Here is a 17,836-nt window from a genome sequence, read left to right on the forward strand (position 1 = left end):
TGCCCCATATTATTTCTTCTAGCGCCTAGCCTCCCGCTACAGGGTTTGTGAAATACACCACCAGTGCATCGTGATCTGATACAGGGCTCACTCCCTTCGAGCGGTACAGACTATCGTAGCGACCCGCATGACCGCGACTCACCGCCACCTGATTAACGAACGCTTTTAAAATAGGAGACACCCAAATATGATCCAGAGCCTGTGGCTGGCATCGATAACGAAAACTGTAGCGTGATTTTTTAGGCAATTCAGCCCAGGTATTCAGCAGCCCCGCCTGCTCAAAACGCCGGTAGCTGGCCGAAAATCGCCCCTGCCCCCAAGTGGTATTAAAATCACCAGCAACAATTAACGGGCTTCTCTGCGCAGCGACCCAATTAGCCAACAATGCCGCCTGAGTTTGCCGTTTTTCATACACCTGCGCTTTCTTTAAATTCTTCGCACTGCGCCAATGCACCACCACCAGCCGGGCCGCTAACGGTGCCTCAATATCGACCACCAAAGGCGGACGCGAATAAAGCGCATGGCCACGCAAGCGTTGGTCTGAAAAAAGGGTGCCAACCGAGCCAATATTTACCGGCGAACGATACATCACCGCCACATCCATACCGGAAGGATCATTACCTTCGCGTAACACTGAACGATACCGATAACCCAGTAATGCCAGCCGTTCTGCAAGCCGGTTCAATACAATCTGGTTCTCCACTTCCTGGAACGCAAGAACGTGCGGCGCGTTCAAGTCCACCACAATAAAGTCCGCTAGCGCATTCAATCTCGCTTCCAGCAACATGGCCGATACAGGGTCATCCAGCTTGCTATGCCTGTGCTCATCACGCAAACGCCACAGATTTAGGGTGGCCAGAGCCCATACCTGATCTGGCGCAGCAGGCACACCTCGGGCAGCAGCAAGCCGTGGACAATCTGCCGTAGCCACCAGCGGAATAACGATGAGTATAATCAGGATTAACAGACGCATATTTATAGTGTATGCGCGCTATCCATTGCGCAGAAGAGCGCAAACGCAAGTTTGTATAGGCTCGTTTAAACCTCGGGAGCCTCACGCAACACCGGCAGGTTGGCGCAGATCTCATCCCCTTCCTCCGGCATCAGACAAACCGTGACCGATTCCCCAGGCTGGGGCACTCGCCGAAGTTTCATTAGCATCAAATGGTCGCCGCCCGGTGATAACGAGAAAGATTCCCCCGGTTCCAACATGATGTGGCGCAAATGCCCCATTTTACGAGTGCCATCCTTCAGGGTTTTCATGCTGTGCAGCATGGTGTGACCCGCGACTTCACTGCTGGCACCAATGATTTTTACGCTGAACGCGCCGTTATTCGTCACGGTTAGGTAGCCGGCCATGGTCGGCGATACTGGTGGCACAGCCCTCAGCCACCCCTCTGAAATACTCACATCAGCATGGACGATGCCAGAGCACAGAAATGCTGCTAGGGCAGCCCCCTGGCACGTTTTTTTATAAAAGTGATTCAACATCCGTTACCACCTCGTCAATCTTAAAATCCGCCGGGTACAGTTTGCGCACACGCGCCTGTTCATCCAGCAGGTATATGTAGTCGCTGTGGGTAAACAGGTAGCCCTGCTCCCCGGCTTCTTGGTCCTTGATGAAGACCACCCCATACTGCTTGGCAACCTCGCGAATCTGTTCCAGGCTACCGGTCAGGCCAATCATATCTGCCTTGAACCAGGGTAGATATTCCTTCAGATGAGCCACTGTATCGCGCTCAGGATCAAAAGTAATAAACACCGGCTGAACCTGATCAGCTACCCCGTCCTCTTCCAGATGGCGATAAACTTGGGCCACTTGGGCAAGCACCGCCGGGCAAATATCCGGGCAATGGGTATAACCAAAAAAGAGAATCGACACTTTACCCTTCAACTTTTCTGCCTGAAAAGGCGCACCATTCTGGTCTGTCAGGGTGAAATCACCACCCAAACGAGTATTCACCGGTAGATCGCTTTCCTGCTTGCCACAGCCAGCCGACATCAACGCTACCAGTAATGGCAGCACATACAGCAGTTTTCCCATGATTCCTCCGGTTCGCAGTTTGCCGCAGTCAGCGCTATAATCCGCGCCCATTTTCACTCTATTTGACGGTTAGGCAACCCATGGCACGTAAGCTGTTTATCCAGACCCACGGCTGCCAGATGAACGAGTATGACTCCACTCGTATGGTGGACCTGCTCGAATCCAGCCACGGCCTGGAGCCCACCGACAATCCCGAAGAGGCGGATGTGCTGCTTCTCAACACCTGCTCTATCCGGGAAAAAGCCCAGGAAAAGGTCTTCCACCAACTCGGTCGCTGGAAAAAACTGAAAGACGCCAAGCCCGATATGATTATCGGCGTGGGCGGCTGTGTGGCCAGCCAAGAGGGCGACGCTATCCGCGACCGCGCCCCCTATGTGGACGTAGTCTTTGGCCCGCAAACACTGCATCGCCTGCCCGGCCTCATTACTCAGGCCGCCAGCACCCGTGAGCTGGCCATCGATGTAACCTTCCCGGAAATTGAAAAGTTCGACAACCTTCCAGAACCCAGTGTAGACGGCCCCTCCGCCTTTGTATCCATAATGGAGGGCTGCTCCAAATATTGCACCTTCTGCGTAGTGCCCTATACCCGCGGTGAAGAAGTCAGCCGTCCGGTGCAACCCGTCCTCAAAGAAATCCAGCACCTGGCCGACATGGGCGTTCGCGAGGTTAACTTGTTAGGCCAAAACGTGAACGCCTACCAAGGCGTGGGGGCCGACGGCGATACACTGGATCTGGCAGACCTGATCCGACTAATCCGGGATATCGACGGTATTGACCGCATTCGCTACACCACCAGCCACCCAGTGGAATTCTCTGAAGCGCTGATTCAAGTGTACGAAGACGTGCCCGAGCTGGTCAGCCACCTGCATCTGCCGGTGCAATCTGGCTCCGACCGTATCCTGGCGATGATGAAACGCAACCACATGGTGCTGGAATACAAGAGCAAGCTGCGCAAGCTCAAACGCATCCGTCCGGATATTTCCTTTAGCTCGGATTTCATCATCGGCTTTCCCGGCGAAACAGACCGGGATTTCGAAGACACTATGAACCTGATCCATGACATCGGCTTCGACATGTCATTCAGCTTTATCTACAGCGCCCGCCCAGGCACGCCCGCAGCGGACCTGCCCGACGATGTGGATATGGAAGTAAAGAAGCAGCGCTTGGCCATTCTCCAGCAACGCATCAACCAGAATGTCCAGGATATCTCCCGCAAAATGGTGGGCAGTACCCAGCGCATTCTTGTAGACGGCTTCTCCAAGAAGGACCCCGGCCAGCTAAAAGGGCGCACCGAGAACAACCGAGTAGTTAACTTCCAGTGTGATGACACCGACCTAATTGGTAAATTCGTAGATGTGACCATTGCAAAGGCTTACAGCAATTCATTGCTAGGGACTGATCCGCGCAACCCGAGTTAACCCCCGGCCTTGCGCACTCATCCCATTATTTCTCTTCATTCCAACAAAGCAGTTTTTAATGGATGCTCATATAGACTAGAGCCTTGTTCGTGCAACCCAGCGTCGATTACAAATTGTGGAGCAAACCATTCATATAAGGGCTTCCATCCTGCTGGTGGCTGATTAGTGCCCAAAACCCTGCTGAGCAGCTCCGGCCATATCGCCTGTGAGCTGCTGCTTACTACCGTGAATGCGAAACGCTATCTAGGCTCTACTAACATTCTAGACAGGGTTGATCAGCCGCCTGCTCACGCTGAACGCACTCATCTGGGCAACAGGCGTGATAGAAGTAGGATTGGCTCGGAGCCTATAGCAGCCTCTGGTTACACAACCGACGGATATGGTGTTTATCCCATTCGCACCAGCATAGGCCGTCACTTTCAGCGGCAACCTAGGATCGCGGGTCACACCAGCCTGATACGGTAGACTGTCAGACACGGCTCCAATCCTCCTTGCAGCCAACGATAGCGACGGCTACGCTGCCCTTTCAAATTCGCTTTCCCGAAACAACGCTTCCGGGTATTCTGAAACTCTCCCATAACAGCCCCAAAGGCCATCTTTTCCATCTTGGACACACCACTCGTTTCACAACATATCAGCCTCGAACCTAACGACGCCCATCGCTTGGCCAGTCTCTGTGGCCGTCTGGATGAGCACATTAAGCAGATTACCCAGCGCTTGCAGGTAGAGATCCATAACCGCGGCAACCAGTTTTATCTGTCCGGGGAGTCCGCCTCCGTGGAAGCCGCAAAGAGCATTCTTAACGAACTCTACGATCAGACCCGCGACGGCACCGAGCTGACCCCAGAAATCGTGCACCTGCATCTTCAGCAATCCAACGTGGCGGATCATGCCGGCAATAACATTGCCGATAACCCCGAGCCTTCACCCAGCGACGACATGCTGATCCGTACCAAGCGGGTACGCATCAAGCCCCGAGGCGCGCACCAGCGAGAGTACGTGCAACAGATACACAAGCACGACATCAACTTTGGTGTGGGTCCTGCGGGCACGGGTAAAACCTGGCTGGCCGTGGCGTGCGCAGTGGATGCCCTTGAAAAAGCCGAGGTGCAACGTATTCTGCTGGTTCGGCCAGCGGTAGAGGCCGGGGAAAAGCTGGGGTTCTTACCCGGCGACCTAGCGGAAAAAATCGACCCTTATTTGAGACCGCTATACGATGCACTCTACGAAATGATCGGCTTCGAAAAGGTGGCTAAACTGATGGACAGAATGGTCATCGAAGTAGCGCCACTTGCCTATATGCGCGGGCGCACACTGAACAACAGTTTTGTGATTCTAGATGAAGCTCAGAACACCACTCCAGAACAGATGAAAATGTTCCTCACCCGAATCGGCTTTGGTACTCGCGCGGTGATCACCGGCGACGTCACCCAAGTGGATTTGCCCCGCCATCAACGTTCTGGTCTGGTCAACACACTAGAAGTGTTGGAAGGGGTAAAAGGGATTGGGGTAACCCGCTTCGATAGCCGCGACGTGGTTCGCCACCCGCTGGTTCAACGCATTGTAGAGGCCTACGACCGTCATGAACGGGATACCGACACCCACCGTTGATATCCAGTGGGCCAGCGACGCCCCGGACGCCCCCGATGAAACCCACTTATGTGAATGGGTACGCCATGCGGCCATTGCTGCCGGTGGTGTGGTGGGCGACATCACCCTGCGCATCGTGGATGAAGAGGAAATTCGTACTCTGAACCGCGATTACCGTGACAAGGATGCTCCCACCAATGTGTTGTCGTTCCCTTTTGAAATGCCCGAAGGGCTGCCGGAAGGCGCCATGGACCCACTGGTGGGCGACATTATTATCTGCGCCGCCGTAGTGCGCCGCGAAGCCAACGAACAGCACAAACCCCTGGTCGCCCACTGGGCGCACATGGTCACCCACGGTGTTCTACACCTGCTGGGTTATGACCATATAGACGATGACGACGCAATCGTCATGGAGACTCTGGAAATCCGTGCCCTTGGCGAGTTGGGTTTTCCTGATCCTTACAGCCCTGCGCAACAAGAAAGCCAGGCACAACCTGAAAATACGGAGCTTAACCCCTGATGTCGGACGATTTTTCGGATAACGGTACCAGCCGAAGTTGGTTGGAGCGTGTCGGCCAGTTTTTCTCACCCACCCCGGGTGACCGCAACGAACTACTGGAACTGATGCGCTCCATGCGCGACACCCACATCATCGACGGCGACACCCTAGGGATCATCGAAGGCGCCATCTGCGTGGCAGACATGCAGGTTCGCGAAATCATGATCCCCCGTTCGCAAATGGTCAGCATCAAGGCCAGCTCCGACCCACGAGGTTTTCTGCCCACCATTATTGACTGCGCACACTCTCGCTTCCCGGTGCTCGGTGACGACCCGGACGAAGTGATCGGCATCCTCCTTGCCAAGGATCTTTTACCGTTGATCCTTGATCCCGCCCGTATGGAACGTTTTGCGATCAAGGATCACATTCGTTCGGCTATGGTGGTGCCTGAGTCAAAGCGTCTGGATTCTCTGCTGCGCGAATTCCGTATCAGCCGCAATCACATGGCCATCGTCGTTAACGAATACGGTGGCGTCGCCGGGCTGGTTACCATTGAAGACGTATTGGAACAGATCGTCGGCGAAATCGAAGACGAACACGACATCGAAGAAGATGACTACCTGATCAAGGATCTGGATAAAAACGAATATACCGTCAAGGCCCTGACTCCCATCGACGACTTCAACGAACACTTTCATTGCCAGTTCAGCAATGAAGAGTTCGACACCATCGGGGGATTGGTAATGCAGAAGTTCGGCCGCCTACCAGGCCGCGATGAAAGTATCACTCTGGATGGCTTCCGCGTCACCGTGCTCAGTGCCGACGGCCGCACAATAAGACTGCTACGGGTAACACCGCCGGGGGATAACGATAATGACGACACCAACCACGGCGCAGACAACGGCTGACCCAACCGCGCCTGCCTGGCGCAACGGCCCCTGGGTAATGGCCTTAGTGGCCATTGCCCTGATCGCCGGCCAACTCTTCAACAACGCGAACACCCCCCAACCGGTTTTAAACTGGTACTCAAGCAGCGGCCTGAAAAACCTGGAATGGAACAACTACCTTTCCTGGCTCCGCTTCAATAATCAAAGCGCTCTGTCGCAACAGTTGGAAGCGCGCGCGGCCATGGAGCCACACGCCTACAGCGCCGCCCTGTTCGCCGATGATTTTGTCGCAGACAGCCAGCGCCGCGCCCATGATTTCTGGTCGCCCGCTGAAACGGAGCAATGGAAGCGCCTGCGCGAGCAAATTCCCGCACAGGTTGCCACCAGCAACCTGTACCGCTGGGGTTTGCCCAACTCTTCGCCACGCCCCGCCCGTTTCTTTACCGCCCCTTTCACCGGAGGCTCACTCTGGCTAACCCTGGCCGCGGTGCTTCTGCTGGCGCCACTGGCCTCCACTCTGGAGCGTCGGCTCGGCCACGGCCGGGTGCTCGCACTATGGATCCTCGGCTGCCTGGTCAGTGGCGTCGGCTACCTGCTGCTAGCCAGCCCCGGGCAAGTTCCTTTCCACGGCCCCGCAGCGCCTTTGCTGATTTGGTTCGGCGCGTTCTTTGGCCTGCAGCATAGCCCCCTGCAACTCCCCATTTGGCACCCCAAACACTACACCCTGCTGCCCTTGCCCATAGCCGTCATGGCCGCTGTAGCGCTGTTCAGCACACCACTTTTAGCTAATCTCAGTGCCGGCATTGCCGCTTTTATCGCAGGCCTACTGTTAGTGCAGATCATGCAGCCACAGCCCATCGAGCCAGAACAGCATGACAACAGCCCCATGGACCCGCAGCAACTGGCCTCACTCACTCGCGGTTGGGATGCACTGGGGCAATTAGACGGCGATGCCGCCCATGCGGCCTTCGCACAGGTTCTTACCCGCGAACCGGACCATTTCGACGCGCTCACCGGGCAATTCACCGCGCAGCAATTACTCAACGATAACGCCTCCTGGGAGAGCACCGCCCAGCAACTATTCTGTTCTCCTGCAACGGAAAAAGGACAAGCCACTCAGGTGGCGCGTTGTTGGCAGCAGTACCAGCAACGCAGCGGCGCACCGTTGTCGGCAGCAGTTGGCTGGACGCTACTGAAAACCTTAACCCGGGCCGAGGAATTTCAACCAGCAGAGAAACTGGCACGGCAACTGGATGACCATTCGCTCAAGGCAGACGCCATCGCCCAACTGCGGGCCAGACTGATTCAAGAAGGATTAACACACCGGGCAAAAACGCTGGCGTGACGACTTAACACCTGACGCCTCTTGCCCAACACTCGACACCTTTGGAAATCGGAAACACACCCGTCACCCCCAGGCTAGCCGACAGTCCGCAACCTTCTGGCGTAACCGAACATCACGGCAGTGGCTTTCCACATAACGCAGATATTGTTCAGCCTTGCCACTCAGGCCAAACGCCTCCGCCAGCACCTTGGCCAGCAACAGGTAAGCTTCACCAAGGTCGGCAAACTCAGGGTATTTCTGGTGGAGCTCCTTGAGTAAGGCAACCGCCAGCTTAGGGTCACGGGGATAAACGCCCTCAGCCAACGCCAACCGTAGCGCCGGCGCAGAGGGCACCCACTGTGAATCACGGTGGCGTTGCCGAGCAACCAGTTCCAGAGCAACACTCCAGGCCTGAGCGCCAACCAAACAATCTAGATAAGATTCTGCCAGGGCAATTCGTTCATCCTCCTTACCCAGCACCGCCAACAACCGATCATGATGCTGCCAATCCGCCACCGTGGCTTTCTTGGTTTTGATGATTTTTGAGGTAGTCAGCAACACCTTATCGAATCGACCAGCACACAATTGAGCGCGCTGCCGACGCTCAGCCAATGGCAGAGTGACACGCCGCCCCCCCTGATTCAGGCCCCACAGCCGGCTGTGCCGGGCCGCAATATCGCCACACATTTCCGCCAAAACCAACCACCACCAAGCCGCCAGCAAACCGGCTACCCCCTGTACCAAAGGCAACGGCAATACATCCACGGCCACCCCCACCAGCGCCACTGCCGACACACAGCCCAACGAAGCAAACCCCGCTGCCACGGCGTAATCCCGAGGGGCAGACACGATATAGTTGCCCACCGCCGCATAGGCGCCGGGCTCTGCACCTTGCACCAACACCGCCAGCCACAGGGCAGGCACCAGCAGCATGCCAATCACCGCGACCAACAAACCCACCGGCACCGATACCGCCACCATCAAAAGTGCGGCAAGGCCAATCACTAGCGATGCGGGCAAGGCCTGCCACAGGGCACTTTTCCAAGAAGCGCTCTCTGCAAGACAATCCCAACCGGGAAAGGCCGCCTTGCGGCTTTTGCGAGGGCTAGCGCGCAACGTCATCAACGCCGCTGAAAAAACGAAAGTGGGCAACCCCGCCACCAATGCCACCGGTACCATTGCCCATAGCGGGGGCAACAACGTGGCTAGCACCGGCCAAATGGCCAACAGCGGCAGCAGCGGTAACGAGAACGGCAGGCGCAGATAACGGCCAAGACGCTGCCACAACGGCCCCACCTGGCTATGTACCGCCGGCAACAGATCATGGTTGCACAGTAAGCAACGAGCCTCCATGCGGTGGTCCTCATCCCCATCCACACATTGCTGACACAGATACAATCCATCATGGGCGCAATACCACAGCGCCTCCGTTCCCGGATGGTACTTGCATGGGTGTTTCACTATGATGCCCCCAGACTTGTCATCCCGGCTTAGGGGGCAGGGTCGAGTTGAATGTTCAAAGTGCAAACGCGCAGGAGATTCCTCCCCATGACCGGTAGCCTAGCCGCTAATCGTTCGAGGTGATCCGCAGCGCAGACCGATTTCGGCTGACAACAAGCGCGAAGTCGTGTTTTAACTTTGAGCTTTCAACTTTGCCCCCGCCGGTTTAAAAGCATATTTTTCTGCTACTTTATTCGTATTATTACATTGACTCTAGTCCAAACTGCCAGGCGGCCTGCTCGCCAGTACGAAACGAGGATATCCATGCGTGATCGTCTGCTGGCTCTGATTGCCGGCCTGCTCTTCCCCCTAGCTTTTGCCCCCTATGATCTCTGGCCTCTGTTGTTTGTCAGCATCGGGCTGGGCTACTGGTGCCAGCAGCAGGCGAGCTCTGCCCGCGAAGCATTACTACGTGGCTGGCTGTACGGGCTGGGCATGTTCGCTTTCGGTATTTCCTGGGTGCATGTTTCCATGCACGACTACGGCTTCATGCCGCTGTGGATGGCGATTCCGTTCACCGGGCTATTTGCGGCTTTCCTGGCCTTGTTTTACGGCCTCACTTTTTACGCCAGCTGGCGGCTGGGACGTTCGGCTCTGGCCTTTGCCGGTATCTGGTTACTGCTGGACTGGCTGCGTGGCGTACTCCTGACCGGTTTCCCCTGGCTATATGCTGGCTACGCCCTGATCGACTCCCCTTTCGCCACTTTGGCCCCCATAGGCGGAGTCTGGCTGTTGACCCTTAGCGCGGTGTTGATCAGCGCCTGTTTTATTCGCCTGACTAACTGGCGCAGAGGCGGGTACGCCGGGCTGGTCGCATCCAGCGCCCTGCTGATTCTCACTGCGGTCTCTCACACTCTCACCTTCACCCAACCCAGCGGGTCTGCCCAGAAAGTTGCGCTGGTACAGGGCAATATCCCCCAGGACCTCAAATGGCAGCTGTCCATGCGAGAACGAACCCAGCAGATCTATCAAGACCTGACACGGGATATTCCCGCCGACACCCTGGTAGTTTGGCCAGAATCAGCGCTCACTAATTTTTACCAAAACGTATCCGAATTCGTAGAACAAGAAGGACAAAAAATCGCCGAACGTAACGGCGGTTTCATCACCGGGGTTCCCTGGCGTACGGTCAGCAATAGTGGCGTGACCTACCACAACAGCATTGCCTCCATCCCGCTTGATCCCGGCGATGGCCGCCAACGGGTTTACCACAAACAAAAACTGGTCCCGTTTGGCGAATACGTGCCCATGCAATCGCTTATACGCGGGCTAATTCCATTTTTCGATTTACCCATGTCTGGCTTTACCCCCGGAAAATCCAGCCAACCCAATCTGACGGCGCTGGGGCACAGCATCGCCCCGTTTATCTGCTATGAAATTCTCTATCCGGAACTGGTGGCCGACCGCAGCCACGACGCCGATGTGCTGCTGACCATCAGCAACGATGCCTGGTTCGGCACCTCTGCCGGCCCCTTGCAGCATTTTCAGATGGCCCGTATGCGTGCCCTGGAAACCGGCCGATGGTTGCTACGCGGCACCAACAATGGGGTCACCGCAGTGATCAACGAGCACGGCAAGGTAGTGGATGCCCTGCCACAATTCGAGCGCGACGTGCTGCTCAGCCAGTACCAGCCCCGCCAGGGCACCACTCCATTCATGGCCACGGGGGTATGGCCCTGGCTACTGCTGGCCTGCCTAATGGTGTGGGCAGGGTGGCGGGGCCGAATCAGGACATCGCCCAATATTCCATATTGATATATGCTTATACCTTAATTTGACTTTGTTCTCCGGCCAGCCTATAACAGTGGCATTGTCGCATCCTAACGGGAAAGCACCATGTCACGCCCTGAAGTCAAAGCGTTCTTTGACCACGACACTAATACAATCAGCTATGTCGTCACCGACCCGCAAAGCCGCCACTGCGCCATCGTAGACTCTGTACTGGATTACGACCCCAGCGCGGGTCGCACCCGACACACCAGTGCCGAGCAAATCGTTAACTACGTGAAACAAGAAAGTCTCACTGTGGATTGGCTGCTGGAAACCCACGTCCATGCTGACCACCTTTCCGCCGCACCTTGGATTCAACAACAGGTAGGTGGCCAGCTGGCCATTGGCGAGCACATCAGCACCGTGCAGGAAACCTTTAGCAAGGTCTTTAACGCCGGCACCGAGTTTGCCCGCGACGGTAGTCAGTTCGATCATCTGTTCAAGGATGGTGAGACTTACAAAGTAGGGAATCTGCAGGCTCGAGCCATTCACACGCCTGGGCACACCCCGGCTTGCATGAGCCACGTGATCGGCGATTCGGTCTTCGTCGGGGACACCTTGTTCATGCCAGACTACGGCACCGCCCGCTGCGATTTTCCCGGTGGAGATGCTCGCACTCTATACCATTCCATTCAGAAGTTACTCGCTCTGCCGGACGAAACCCGCATGTTTCTGTGCCACGACTACCTACCAGAGAACCGCGAAGAATTCGTTTGGGAAACCACCGTGGGTGATCAGCGCAAACACAACATTCATGTTCATGAAGGCGTCAGCGAAGAAGAGTTCGTCACCATGCGAGAAACCCGCGATGCCTCCCTGGACATGCCGCGCCTAATCCTGCCATCGGTGCAGATCAACATGCGCGCCGGGCACCTTCCTCCCGAGGAAGACAATGGCATCAGCTACCTGAAAATCCCCCTGAACGCACTCTAAGAGAATGCCCATGCCAGTTGATGACTCTGTCTGGGATGTGGTGATTGTGGGCGGCGGCGCTGCCGGCCTCGCGGCGGCGGCCAGCCTGCTCAAACGCAAGCCCTCCCTATCGATAGCGATCGTAGAACCCAGCGATCGCCACTATTATCAACCCGCCTGGACCCTGGTGGGCGGCGGCTGCTTCAACCCCGCAGATACCTGCCGCTCCACCGCTTCGCTAATACCGGCCAATGCCAAATGGATTCGCAGCAAGGTGACGGGCTTCCTGCCGCAGCAGAACCACGTCATTGTGGAAAATCACCAGCATCTGAGCTATCGCAGCTTAGTGGTGGCCCCCGGCCTAGAACTGAACTGGGGAGCCATTGCCGGTCTTGAAGAGACCTTGGGCAAGAATGGCGTGACCAGTAACTACCACTACGATCTCGCGCCCTACACCTGGGAATGCGTGCAATTGCTCAAGCAAGGCCGCGCCCTGTTTACTCAGCCGGCCATGCCCATAAAGTGCGCCGGCGCTCCACAGAAGGCCATGTACCTGTCCTGCCATCACTGGGAAAAACAGGGCTACCTAGGCGACATTGACGTGCAGTTTCACAATGCTGGGGGCGTACTGTTCGGCGTTTCCAAGTTTGTGCCTCCGCTGATGGAATACGTAAAGCGCTACGGCGCCAACCTGAATTTCACCAGCACCCTGATTGCCGTAGAGGGCCCAACGAAGACCGCCACCTTCCGCGACACCGCTGAAGATGGCAGCACCATTGAGCGTACCGAATGCTTCGACATGCTTCATGTGGTGCCGCCACAACGCGCCCCGGAATTCATCCGCGACAGCGAGCTTGCCAATGAAAGCGGCTGGGTCGCCGTCGATGAAGCCACCCTGCAACACCCCCACTATGGCAATGTATTCAGCCTCGGGGATGTGTGTGGCGCCAGCAATGCCAAAACCGCTGCCGCGGTGCGTAAGCAGGCGCCCGTGGTAGCAGAAAACCTGCTCGCCCACCTCGCCGACCGCCCCATGCCCGCCCGCTACACCGGATACGGCGCCTGTCCGCTCACCGTGGAACAGGGCAAGGTGGTAATGGCCGAGTTCGGCTATGGCGGCAAACTGCAACCCACCTTCCCACTCAAACCCGCGGTGGCTCGCACCAGCATGTGGTGGCTCAAGCGCTACGCCATGCCGCACATCTATTTCTCCATGATGCTGAAAGGGCACGAATGGCTGGCAAAACCAGGAAAACCATAAGGCACTAAGGCGATGAAACTTCCTGGCTGGCTCGCAGCATCACAATGGCTCCCACTCTATAACCGGCAGACTGCCGCTCAGGATGGGGTTGCCGCAGTTGTCGTCACCATCATGCTGATTCCGCAGAGTTTGGCCTACGCCATGCTCGCCGGCCTTCCCCCGCAAGTGGGACTCTACGCCAGCATCCTGCCGCTAGTGGCTTACGCCCTGTTTGGCTCCAGCCGCACCCTAGCCGTTGGCCCGGTGGCTGTGGCTTCGCTGATGACCGCCGCCGCCGCCAGTGAAATTGCCGCCGCCGGCACCCCTGAATACATCGCCTCAACCATCATTCTGGCCGCCCTGTCCGGTGCTATCCTGATACTCATGGCCCTGTTCAAACTGGGCTGGATCGCCAACCTGTTGTCGCACCCGGTGGTGAGTGGTTTCATCACCGCCTCCGGAATTCTGATCGCCGCGAGCCAACTTAAACACCTACTTGGTGTCCCGCTCAGCGGCCGCAACCTTTATGAACTAGGTGCGTCCCTCTATCACCACCTGCCCGACATTCATCTACCCACCCTCATTCTTGGCGGCACAGCCACGGTCTTCCTGTTCTGGGTGCGCAGGTCTTTCAAGCCGCTGCTGCTGAAAATGGGGCTAACGCCCTTCTGGGCAGACCTAATCAGCAAGGCCGGGCCCGTGTTGGCAGTACTGGCCACCACCCTGCTTGCTGCCAGCCTGCGTCTCGACCAGCAAGGTGTCGACATCGTCGGTGACATACCCAGCGGTCTGCCCGGTTTCATCATGCCCGCCATGGACACAGAACTCTGGCGGCAACTTCTAGTGCCTGCACTACTGATAAGCCTGATCGGGTTTGTGGAATCCATTTCCGTGGCCCAGACCTTGGCGGCCAAGCGGCGCCAGCGTATCAACCCAGACCAGGAACTGATGGGGCTAGGAACGGCCAACTTGGCCAGCGCCTTCAGCGGCGGCTTCCCGGTGACTGGGGGGTTTTCCCGCTCTGTGGTCAACTTTGATGCTGGAGCCCAAACCCCCATGGCCGGGGTCTTCACCGCTGTAGGAATCGCCTTAACCGCGCTATTGCTTACCGGTCTGTTCGTCTTCCTGCCCAAGGCCACTTTGGCCGCCACCATTGTGGTGGCGGTACTCTCACTGGTTGACCTGGCCACCCTGAAGCACACTTGGCATTTTTCCCGGCTGGATTTCACCGCCATGATAATCACCATTGTCGGCGTGCTGGGCTGGGGTGTGGAGGCCGGGGTCATGGCCGGGGTGATCAGTTCCCTAGCGCTGTATCTATGGCGCACCAACCAACCCCATGTGGCCGAGATTGGTCTTGTTCCTGGCACCGAGCATTTCCGCAATGTGCAACGACACGCCGTTAAGGTGTCACCGCGAATTATGAGTATGCGCATCGACGAGTCCCTGTACTTCGCCAACATCCGCCGCCTGGAAGACCAGATCTACGATGCGGCCCTGCAACGGCCACAAACCGAACATGTGGTTCTGATGGGCACCGCCATCAACCATCTTGATGCCAGCGCCATCGATGGCCTGCTCAGTCTCAACCGCAGGCTGGCCGACGCAGGCATCACGCTTCACTTCTCGGAGATCAAGGGACCCGTAATGGATCAGTTCAAGCGGGCGGCGTTACCCGAAGAGCTTAGCGGCAAGATCTACCTGACCCATTATCAGGCCATGCAGGATCTGGCACCGGAATGTATAAAACAACAGGACCGCCAAGACGAAGAAGACTTGCAGCCCCCACATACCCCGGTAAGCTGACAGCAAATCATCAAGGAGTCTCCATGACGACTACCAAGAAATTGACCGACACCCTCTTTGTCGCAGAACAGCTGCAGCCAGAAGATATGGCTGAGCTGGCCAAAGCGGGCTTCAAGATGGTCATCAACAACCGCCCCGATGGTGAAGATGAAAACCAACCCAGTAGCGCCGAAATGGCCGCCGCCGCCGAGGCAGCGGGCCTGGAATACGCTCACCAGCCTGTGGTGGGCAGTAACATCAGCGAAACCGATATCGACGGCTTCGACGCCATCGTCTCGCTGGCAGAAACACCAGTATTAGCGTTTTGCCGTACGGGAACCCGCAGCACAATGCTGTGGGCCCTGACCCAGGCCAGCGAACAAGACAACGCCCGCATTCTTGCCACCGCAGAACAAGCCGGTTACGACCTGAGCGGGCTGGTAGAGCGGCTCAATCAGCGCCGAGGCCAGTAACAACGTGCAGCGAGCCTTGCGAGTAATACGCTGGTTACCCGCCAGCGACTGGCTGGCTCGCTATACCCGCGCCGATGCCGCCGGTGACGGCTTGGCCGCTATTATCGTGACCATTTTGTTGGTACCCCAGGGGCTGGCATACGCACTCTTGGCGGGTATGCCCCCTGAAACCGGGCTGTATGCCAGCATGTTGCCTTTGATTGTTTACGGCCTATTCGGCACCAGCAGCAGCCTGTCCGTTGGGCCGGCGGCACTCACATCACTGATTACCGCCTCCGCCGCCGGCGCCCTCGCCCACGGAGATCCTCAGCTGTTTATCCAGGCGGCTATTGGCATGGGGCTGCTCTCTGGAGCGGTGCTAATAATAATGGCGGTGTTACGCCTGGGCTGGCTGACTAACCTGCTTAGTCACCCTGTCATCATCGGTTTTGTAAGTGGCTGTGCCATTTTGATCGCCAGCAGCCAGCTCAAGCACCTGCTGGGCATCCCTGCCAGCGGCAATAACATTGTGCAACTGGGCCGCAGTTTGAGCGCACATTTAAATCAGAGTCACTGGCTCACCGTGGCCATTAGTGCCATCGCCATTGCCTCCCTGCTTATCCCTAAACAACTCAATGGCGCATTCAAGCGTAGCCGTTTACCCGCTTGGCTCGCCGCCTTCATGGGCAAATCCGGCCCGATTCTGGCGGTGCTGGTCACCACTGTGTTGGCATTTTCCTTCGACTTGGATCAACAGGGCTTAGCCATTGTGGGCGCAATCCCCAGCGGCCTGCCCCATCTATCCACCCCACAAATGGACTGGAGCCACTGGAAGGCCGTGGCAACACCCGCTCTGTTATTAGCGCTGATCGGTTTCGTGGAATCCATTTCTTTGGCACAGGCGCTGGCTGCCCGTCGCCGGGAGCGAATTTCTCCTAATCGGGAACTGATGGGGCTGGGTTTGGCTAACCTGGCCAGCGGCCTATCCGGCTCCTTTGCTGTCACCGGCAGTTTTTCCCGCACCACGGTGAGTTTCGAGGCCGGAGCCCGGACCCCCATGACCAGCCTGCTCACCGGTATGGGCATTGCCCTGGTGGCCCTGTTTTTCACCGGTCTATTTTACGCTTTACCCTTGGCCACCCTCGCCGCGATCATTGTGGTGGGCATTATTCCTTTGATCGAACTAGGGGAAATTCGCCAGCTATGGCGATACAGCCGTCCGGATAGCATCGCTATGGTGGTCACCTTATTCGGGGTGTTATTAATCAATGTGCAAAGCGGCTTGCTTATCGGAGTAGGATTGTCCGTGGTGCTGTTCTTGTGGCGCACCAGCCAACCCCATGTGGCCGAAGTCGGCCTGGTACCCGGCACACAGCATTTTCGTAACATTGACCGTCACGACGCCATTATCTCCGATCAGATTCTGTCCATACGCGTGGATGAGTCACTGTATTTTGGGAATGCTCGGCCACTGGAGGATCTGCTCTACGATCATGCCATGGGCCGTCCCGGTGTTGCTCATGTGGTGCTGATGTGCTCCGCCATCAATCACTTGGATGCCAGTGCTGTACAGAGCCTAGAAAGCCTCAACGCGCGGCTCGACGCCGCCGGCGTACAGTTACATCTATCTGAAGTAAAAGGCCCAGTGATGGACCGGCTGACGAAAACCCACTTGCTGAGCACTCTCAGCGGCCAGGTTTTTCTCAGCCAATATCAGGCCATTGAAGCACTCGGCGGAGCCACCAAGACACCTGACGCCGTATAGCACCAAGAAGCGACACGCCTCTTACCCTAGCGTTTACAAAAATCGAGCGTGATACCACACTAGGGCCAACCACTCATACCAAATCTCCGGCACCATAGATATGGCCCCCGCAGAGGGAAGCCATTCCTGCTTCGGCAACCGTTTGCTCCACGCCGCCTGAGCCAACACACCCTGGCTCTGGAAACACAGCAAGGCCCTGGGCAAGTGGGCCCGATCACTGACCAACAACACCTCATCTATGCCTCGATCAGCTAACAGCTCAGAGCTATAACAAGCGTTCTCCCAAGTATTTCGGCTACGGAATTCTTTAATTACATCCAGCCGCGGCCAGCGCCGCAGCGCTTGCTCCGCCATTAAGTCTGCCTCTGTGGGCTCATCATCGTGCTTAGGGGGCTGACCGCCGCCACTGACCAGTAGTGGCAAGCCGTGCTCATGGGCCAGCTCTGCAGCCAATTTCAACCGACGCAGCCCTCGGGTATTCAACGAACTTCGGCCTTTTCGTTGGCGCCGCCCCGCGCCCAACACCACCACAGCCTGGGGCGTAATGCCGGTAATCCGGCGCGGCAAAGGCGGCAGAAAACTGCGCACCACCGCCGGCAAGCTGGCGCCCACCAACACCAGCAACGCTAGGTACGTCAGCATCATTGGCA

The 17,836-nt window shown here is 57.0% G+C and carries 16 protein-coding genes; 11 read left to right on the forward strand and 5 right to left on the reverse strand.

The features are described from left to right. Positions 1 to 25: 25 nt before the first annotated feature. The 3 genes from AS19_RS09955 to AS19_RS09965 form a co-directional block, all read right to left on the reverse strand. Complete coding sequence (locus AS19_RS09955; RefSeq protein WP_011589210.1) at positions 26 to 973, reverse strand: endonuclease/exonuclease/phosphatase family protein; 948 nt, start codon at positions 971 to 973, stop codon at positions 26 to 28. A 65-nt stretch (positions 974 to 1,038) separates the two neighbouring features. After that, positions 1,039 to 1,491, reverse strand: a complete 453-nt coding sequence (locus AS19_RS09960; RefSeq protein WP_052753764.1) for a copper chaperone PCu(A)C — start codon at positions 1,489 to 1,491, stop codon at positions 1,039 to 1,041. Beyond that, positions 1,472 to 2,044 carry an SCO family protein gene (locus AS19_RS09965; protein WP_046962352.1) on the reverse strand — a complete coding sequence of 191 codons (573 nt, stop codon included), beginning with the start codon at positions 2,042 to 2,044 and terminating at the stop codon, positions 1,472 to 1,474. The genes AS19_RS09960 and AS19_RS09965 overlap by 20 nt, the downstream gene beginning before the upstream one ends. Before the next feature lie 80 nt (positions 2,045 to 2,124). Here AS19_RS09965 and miaB point away from each other — a divergent pair, with 80 nt between their 5' ends. From miaB to AS19_RS09990, 5 genes are all read left to right on the forward strand, one after another. Next, positions 2,125 to 3,462: a tRNA (N6-isopentenyl adenosine(37)-C2)-methylthiotransferase MiaB gene (gene miaB, locus AS19_RS09970; protein WP_011589213.1), complete on the forward strand. Its 1,338-nt coding sequence runs from the start codon at positions 2,125 to 2,127 to the stop codon at positions 3,460 to 3,462. Positions 3,463 to 4,068: 606 nt separating this feature from the next. Continuing rightward, positions 4,069 to 5,073: a PhoH family protein gene (locus AS19_RS09975; protein ID WP_011589214.1), complete on the forward strand. Its 1,005-nt coding sequence runs from the start codon at positions 4,069 to 4,071 to the stop codon at positions 5,071 to 5,073. Further along, the gene (gene ybeY / locus AS19_RS09980; protein ID WP_011589215.1) at positions 5,045 to 5,572 is read left to right on the forward strand and encodes an rRNA maturation RNase YbeY; all 528 of its coding nucleotides are present in this window, start codon (positions 5,045 to 5,047) and stop codon (positions 5,570 to 5,572) included. Before AS19_RS09975 ends, ybeY begins: the two co-directional genes overlap by 29 nt. Further along, positions 5,572 to 6,459 (forward strand): HlyC/CorC family transporter, encoded by an 888-nt coding sequence (locus AS19_RS09985; RefSeq protein WP_011589216.1) that lies wholly within the window; start codon positions 5,572 to 5,574, stop codon positions 6,457 to 6,459. The genes ybeY and AS19_RS09985 overlap by 1 nt, the downstream gene beginning before the upstream one ends. After that, positions 6,425 to 7,783, forward strand: a complete 1,359-nt coding sequence (locus tag AS19_RS09990; protein ID WP_046962029.1) for a rhomboid family intramembrane serine protease — start codon at positions 6,425 to 6,427, stop codon at positions 7,781 to 7,783. The genes AS19_RS09985 and AS19_RS09990 overlap by 35 nt, the downstream gene beginning before the upstream one ends. Before the next feature lie 63 nt (positions 7,784 to 7,846). On the opposite strand, the gene AS19_RS09995 is transcribed toward AS19_RS09990, so the two are convergent. Then, positions 7,847 to 9,223, reverse strand: a complete 1,377-nt coding sequence (locus AS19_RS09995; RefSeq protein ID WP_046962030.1) for a B-box zinc finger protein — start codon at positions 9,221 to 9,223, stop codon at positions 7,847 to 7,849. A gap of 303 nt (positions 9,224 to 9,526) precedes the next feature. Here AS19_RS09995 and lnt point away from each other — a divergent pair, with 303 nt between their 5' ends. From lnt to AS19_RS10025, 6 genes are all read left to right on the forward strand, one after another. Next, a complete protein-coding gene (gene lnt / locus AS19_RS10000; protein WP_046962031.1) occupies positions 9,527 to 11,017 on the forward strand; it encodes an apolipoprotein N-acyltransferase in 1,491 nt (496 codons plus the stop codon). An 81-nt stretch (positions 11,018 to 11,098) separates the two neighbouring features. Then, positions 11,099 to 11,965 carry an MBL fold metallo-hydrolase gene (locus tag AS19_RS10005; protein WP_046962032.1) on the forward strand — a complete coding sequence of 289 codons (867 nt, stop codon included), beginning with the start codon at positions 11,099 to 11,101 and terminating at the stop codon, positions 11,963 to 11,965. 10 nt (positions 11,966 to 11,975) lie between these two features. Beyond that, positions 11,976 to 13,205 (forward strand): FAD/NAD(P)-binding oxidoreductase, encoded by a 1,230-nt coding sequence (locus tag AS19_RS10010; protein ID WP_046962033.1) that lies wholly within the window; start codon positions 11,976 to 11,978, stop codon positions 13,203 to 13,205. Between the two features lie 12 nt (positions 13,206 to 13,217). Beyond that, entirely contained in the window at positions 13,218 to 14,990 is a 1,773-nt protein-coding gene (locus AS19_RS10015; RefSeq protein ID WP_046962034.1) for a SulP family inorganic anion transporter, read from the forward strand. A 23-nt stretch (positions 14,991 to 15,013) separates the two neighbouring features. Further along, positions 15,014 to 15,442 (forward strand): TIGR01244 family sulfur transferase, encoded by a 429-nt coding sequence (locus AS19_RS10020; RefSeq protein ID WP_046962035.1) that lies wholly within the window; start codon positions 15,014 to 15,016, stop codon positions 15,440 to 15,442. A 16-nt stretch (positions 15,443 to 15,458) separates the two neighbouring features. Beyond that, the gene (locus AS19_RS10025; RefSeq protein WP_046962353.1) at positions 15,459 to 17,186 is read left to right on the forward strand and encodes a SulP family inorganic anion transporter; all 1,728 of its coding nucleotides are present in this window, start codon (positions 15,459 to 15,461) and stop codon (positions 17,184 to 17,186) included. 33 nt (positions 17,187 to 17,219) lie between these two features. Here the strand turns inward: AS19_RS10025 and AS19_RS10030 are convergent, their stop codons facing one another. Then, positions 17,220 to 17,831: a YdcF family protein gene (locus AS19_RS10030; protein ID WP_011589225.1), complete on the reverse strand. Its 612-nt coding sequence runs from the start codon at positions 17,829 to 17,831 to the stop codon at positions 17,220 to 17,222. Between the last annotated feature and the right edge of the window lie 5 nt (positions 17,832 to 17,836).

The sequence above is a fragment of the Alcanivorax sp. NBRC 101098 genome, from assembly GCF_001010505.1.
GTDB classification, from domain to species: domain Bacteria; phylum Pseudomonadota; class Gammaproteobacteria; order Pseudomonadales; family Alcanivoracaceae; genus Alcanivorax; species Alcanivorax borkumensis.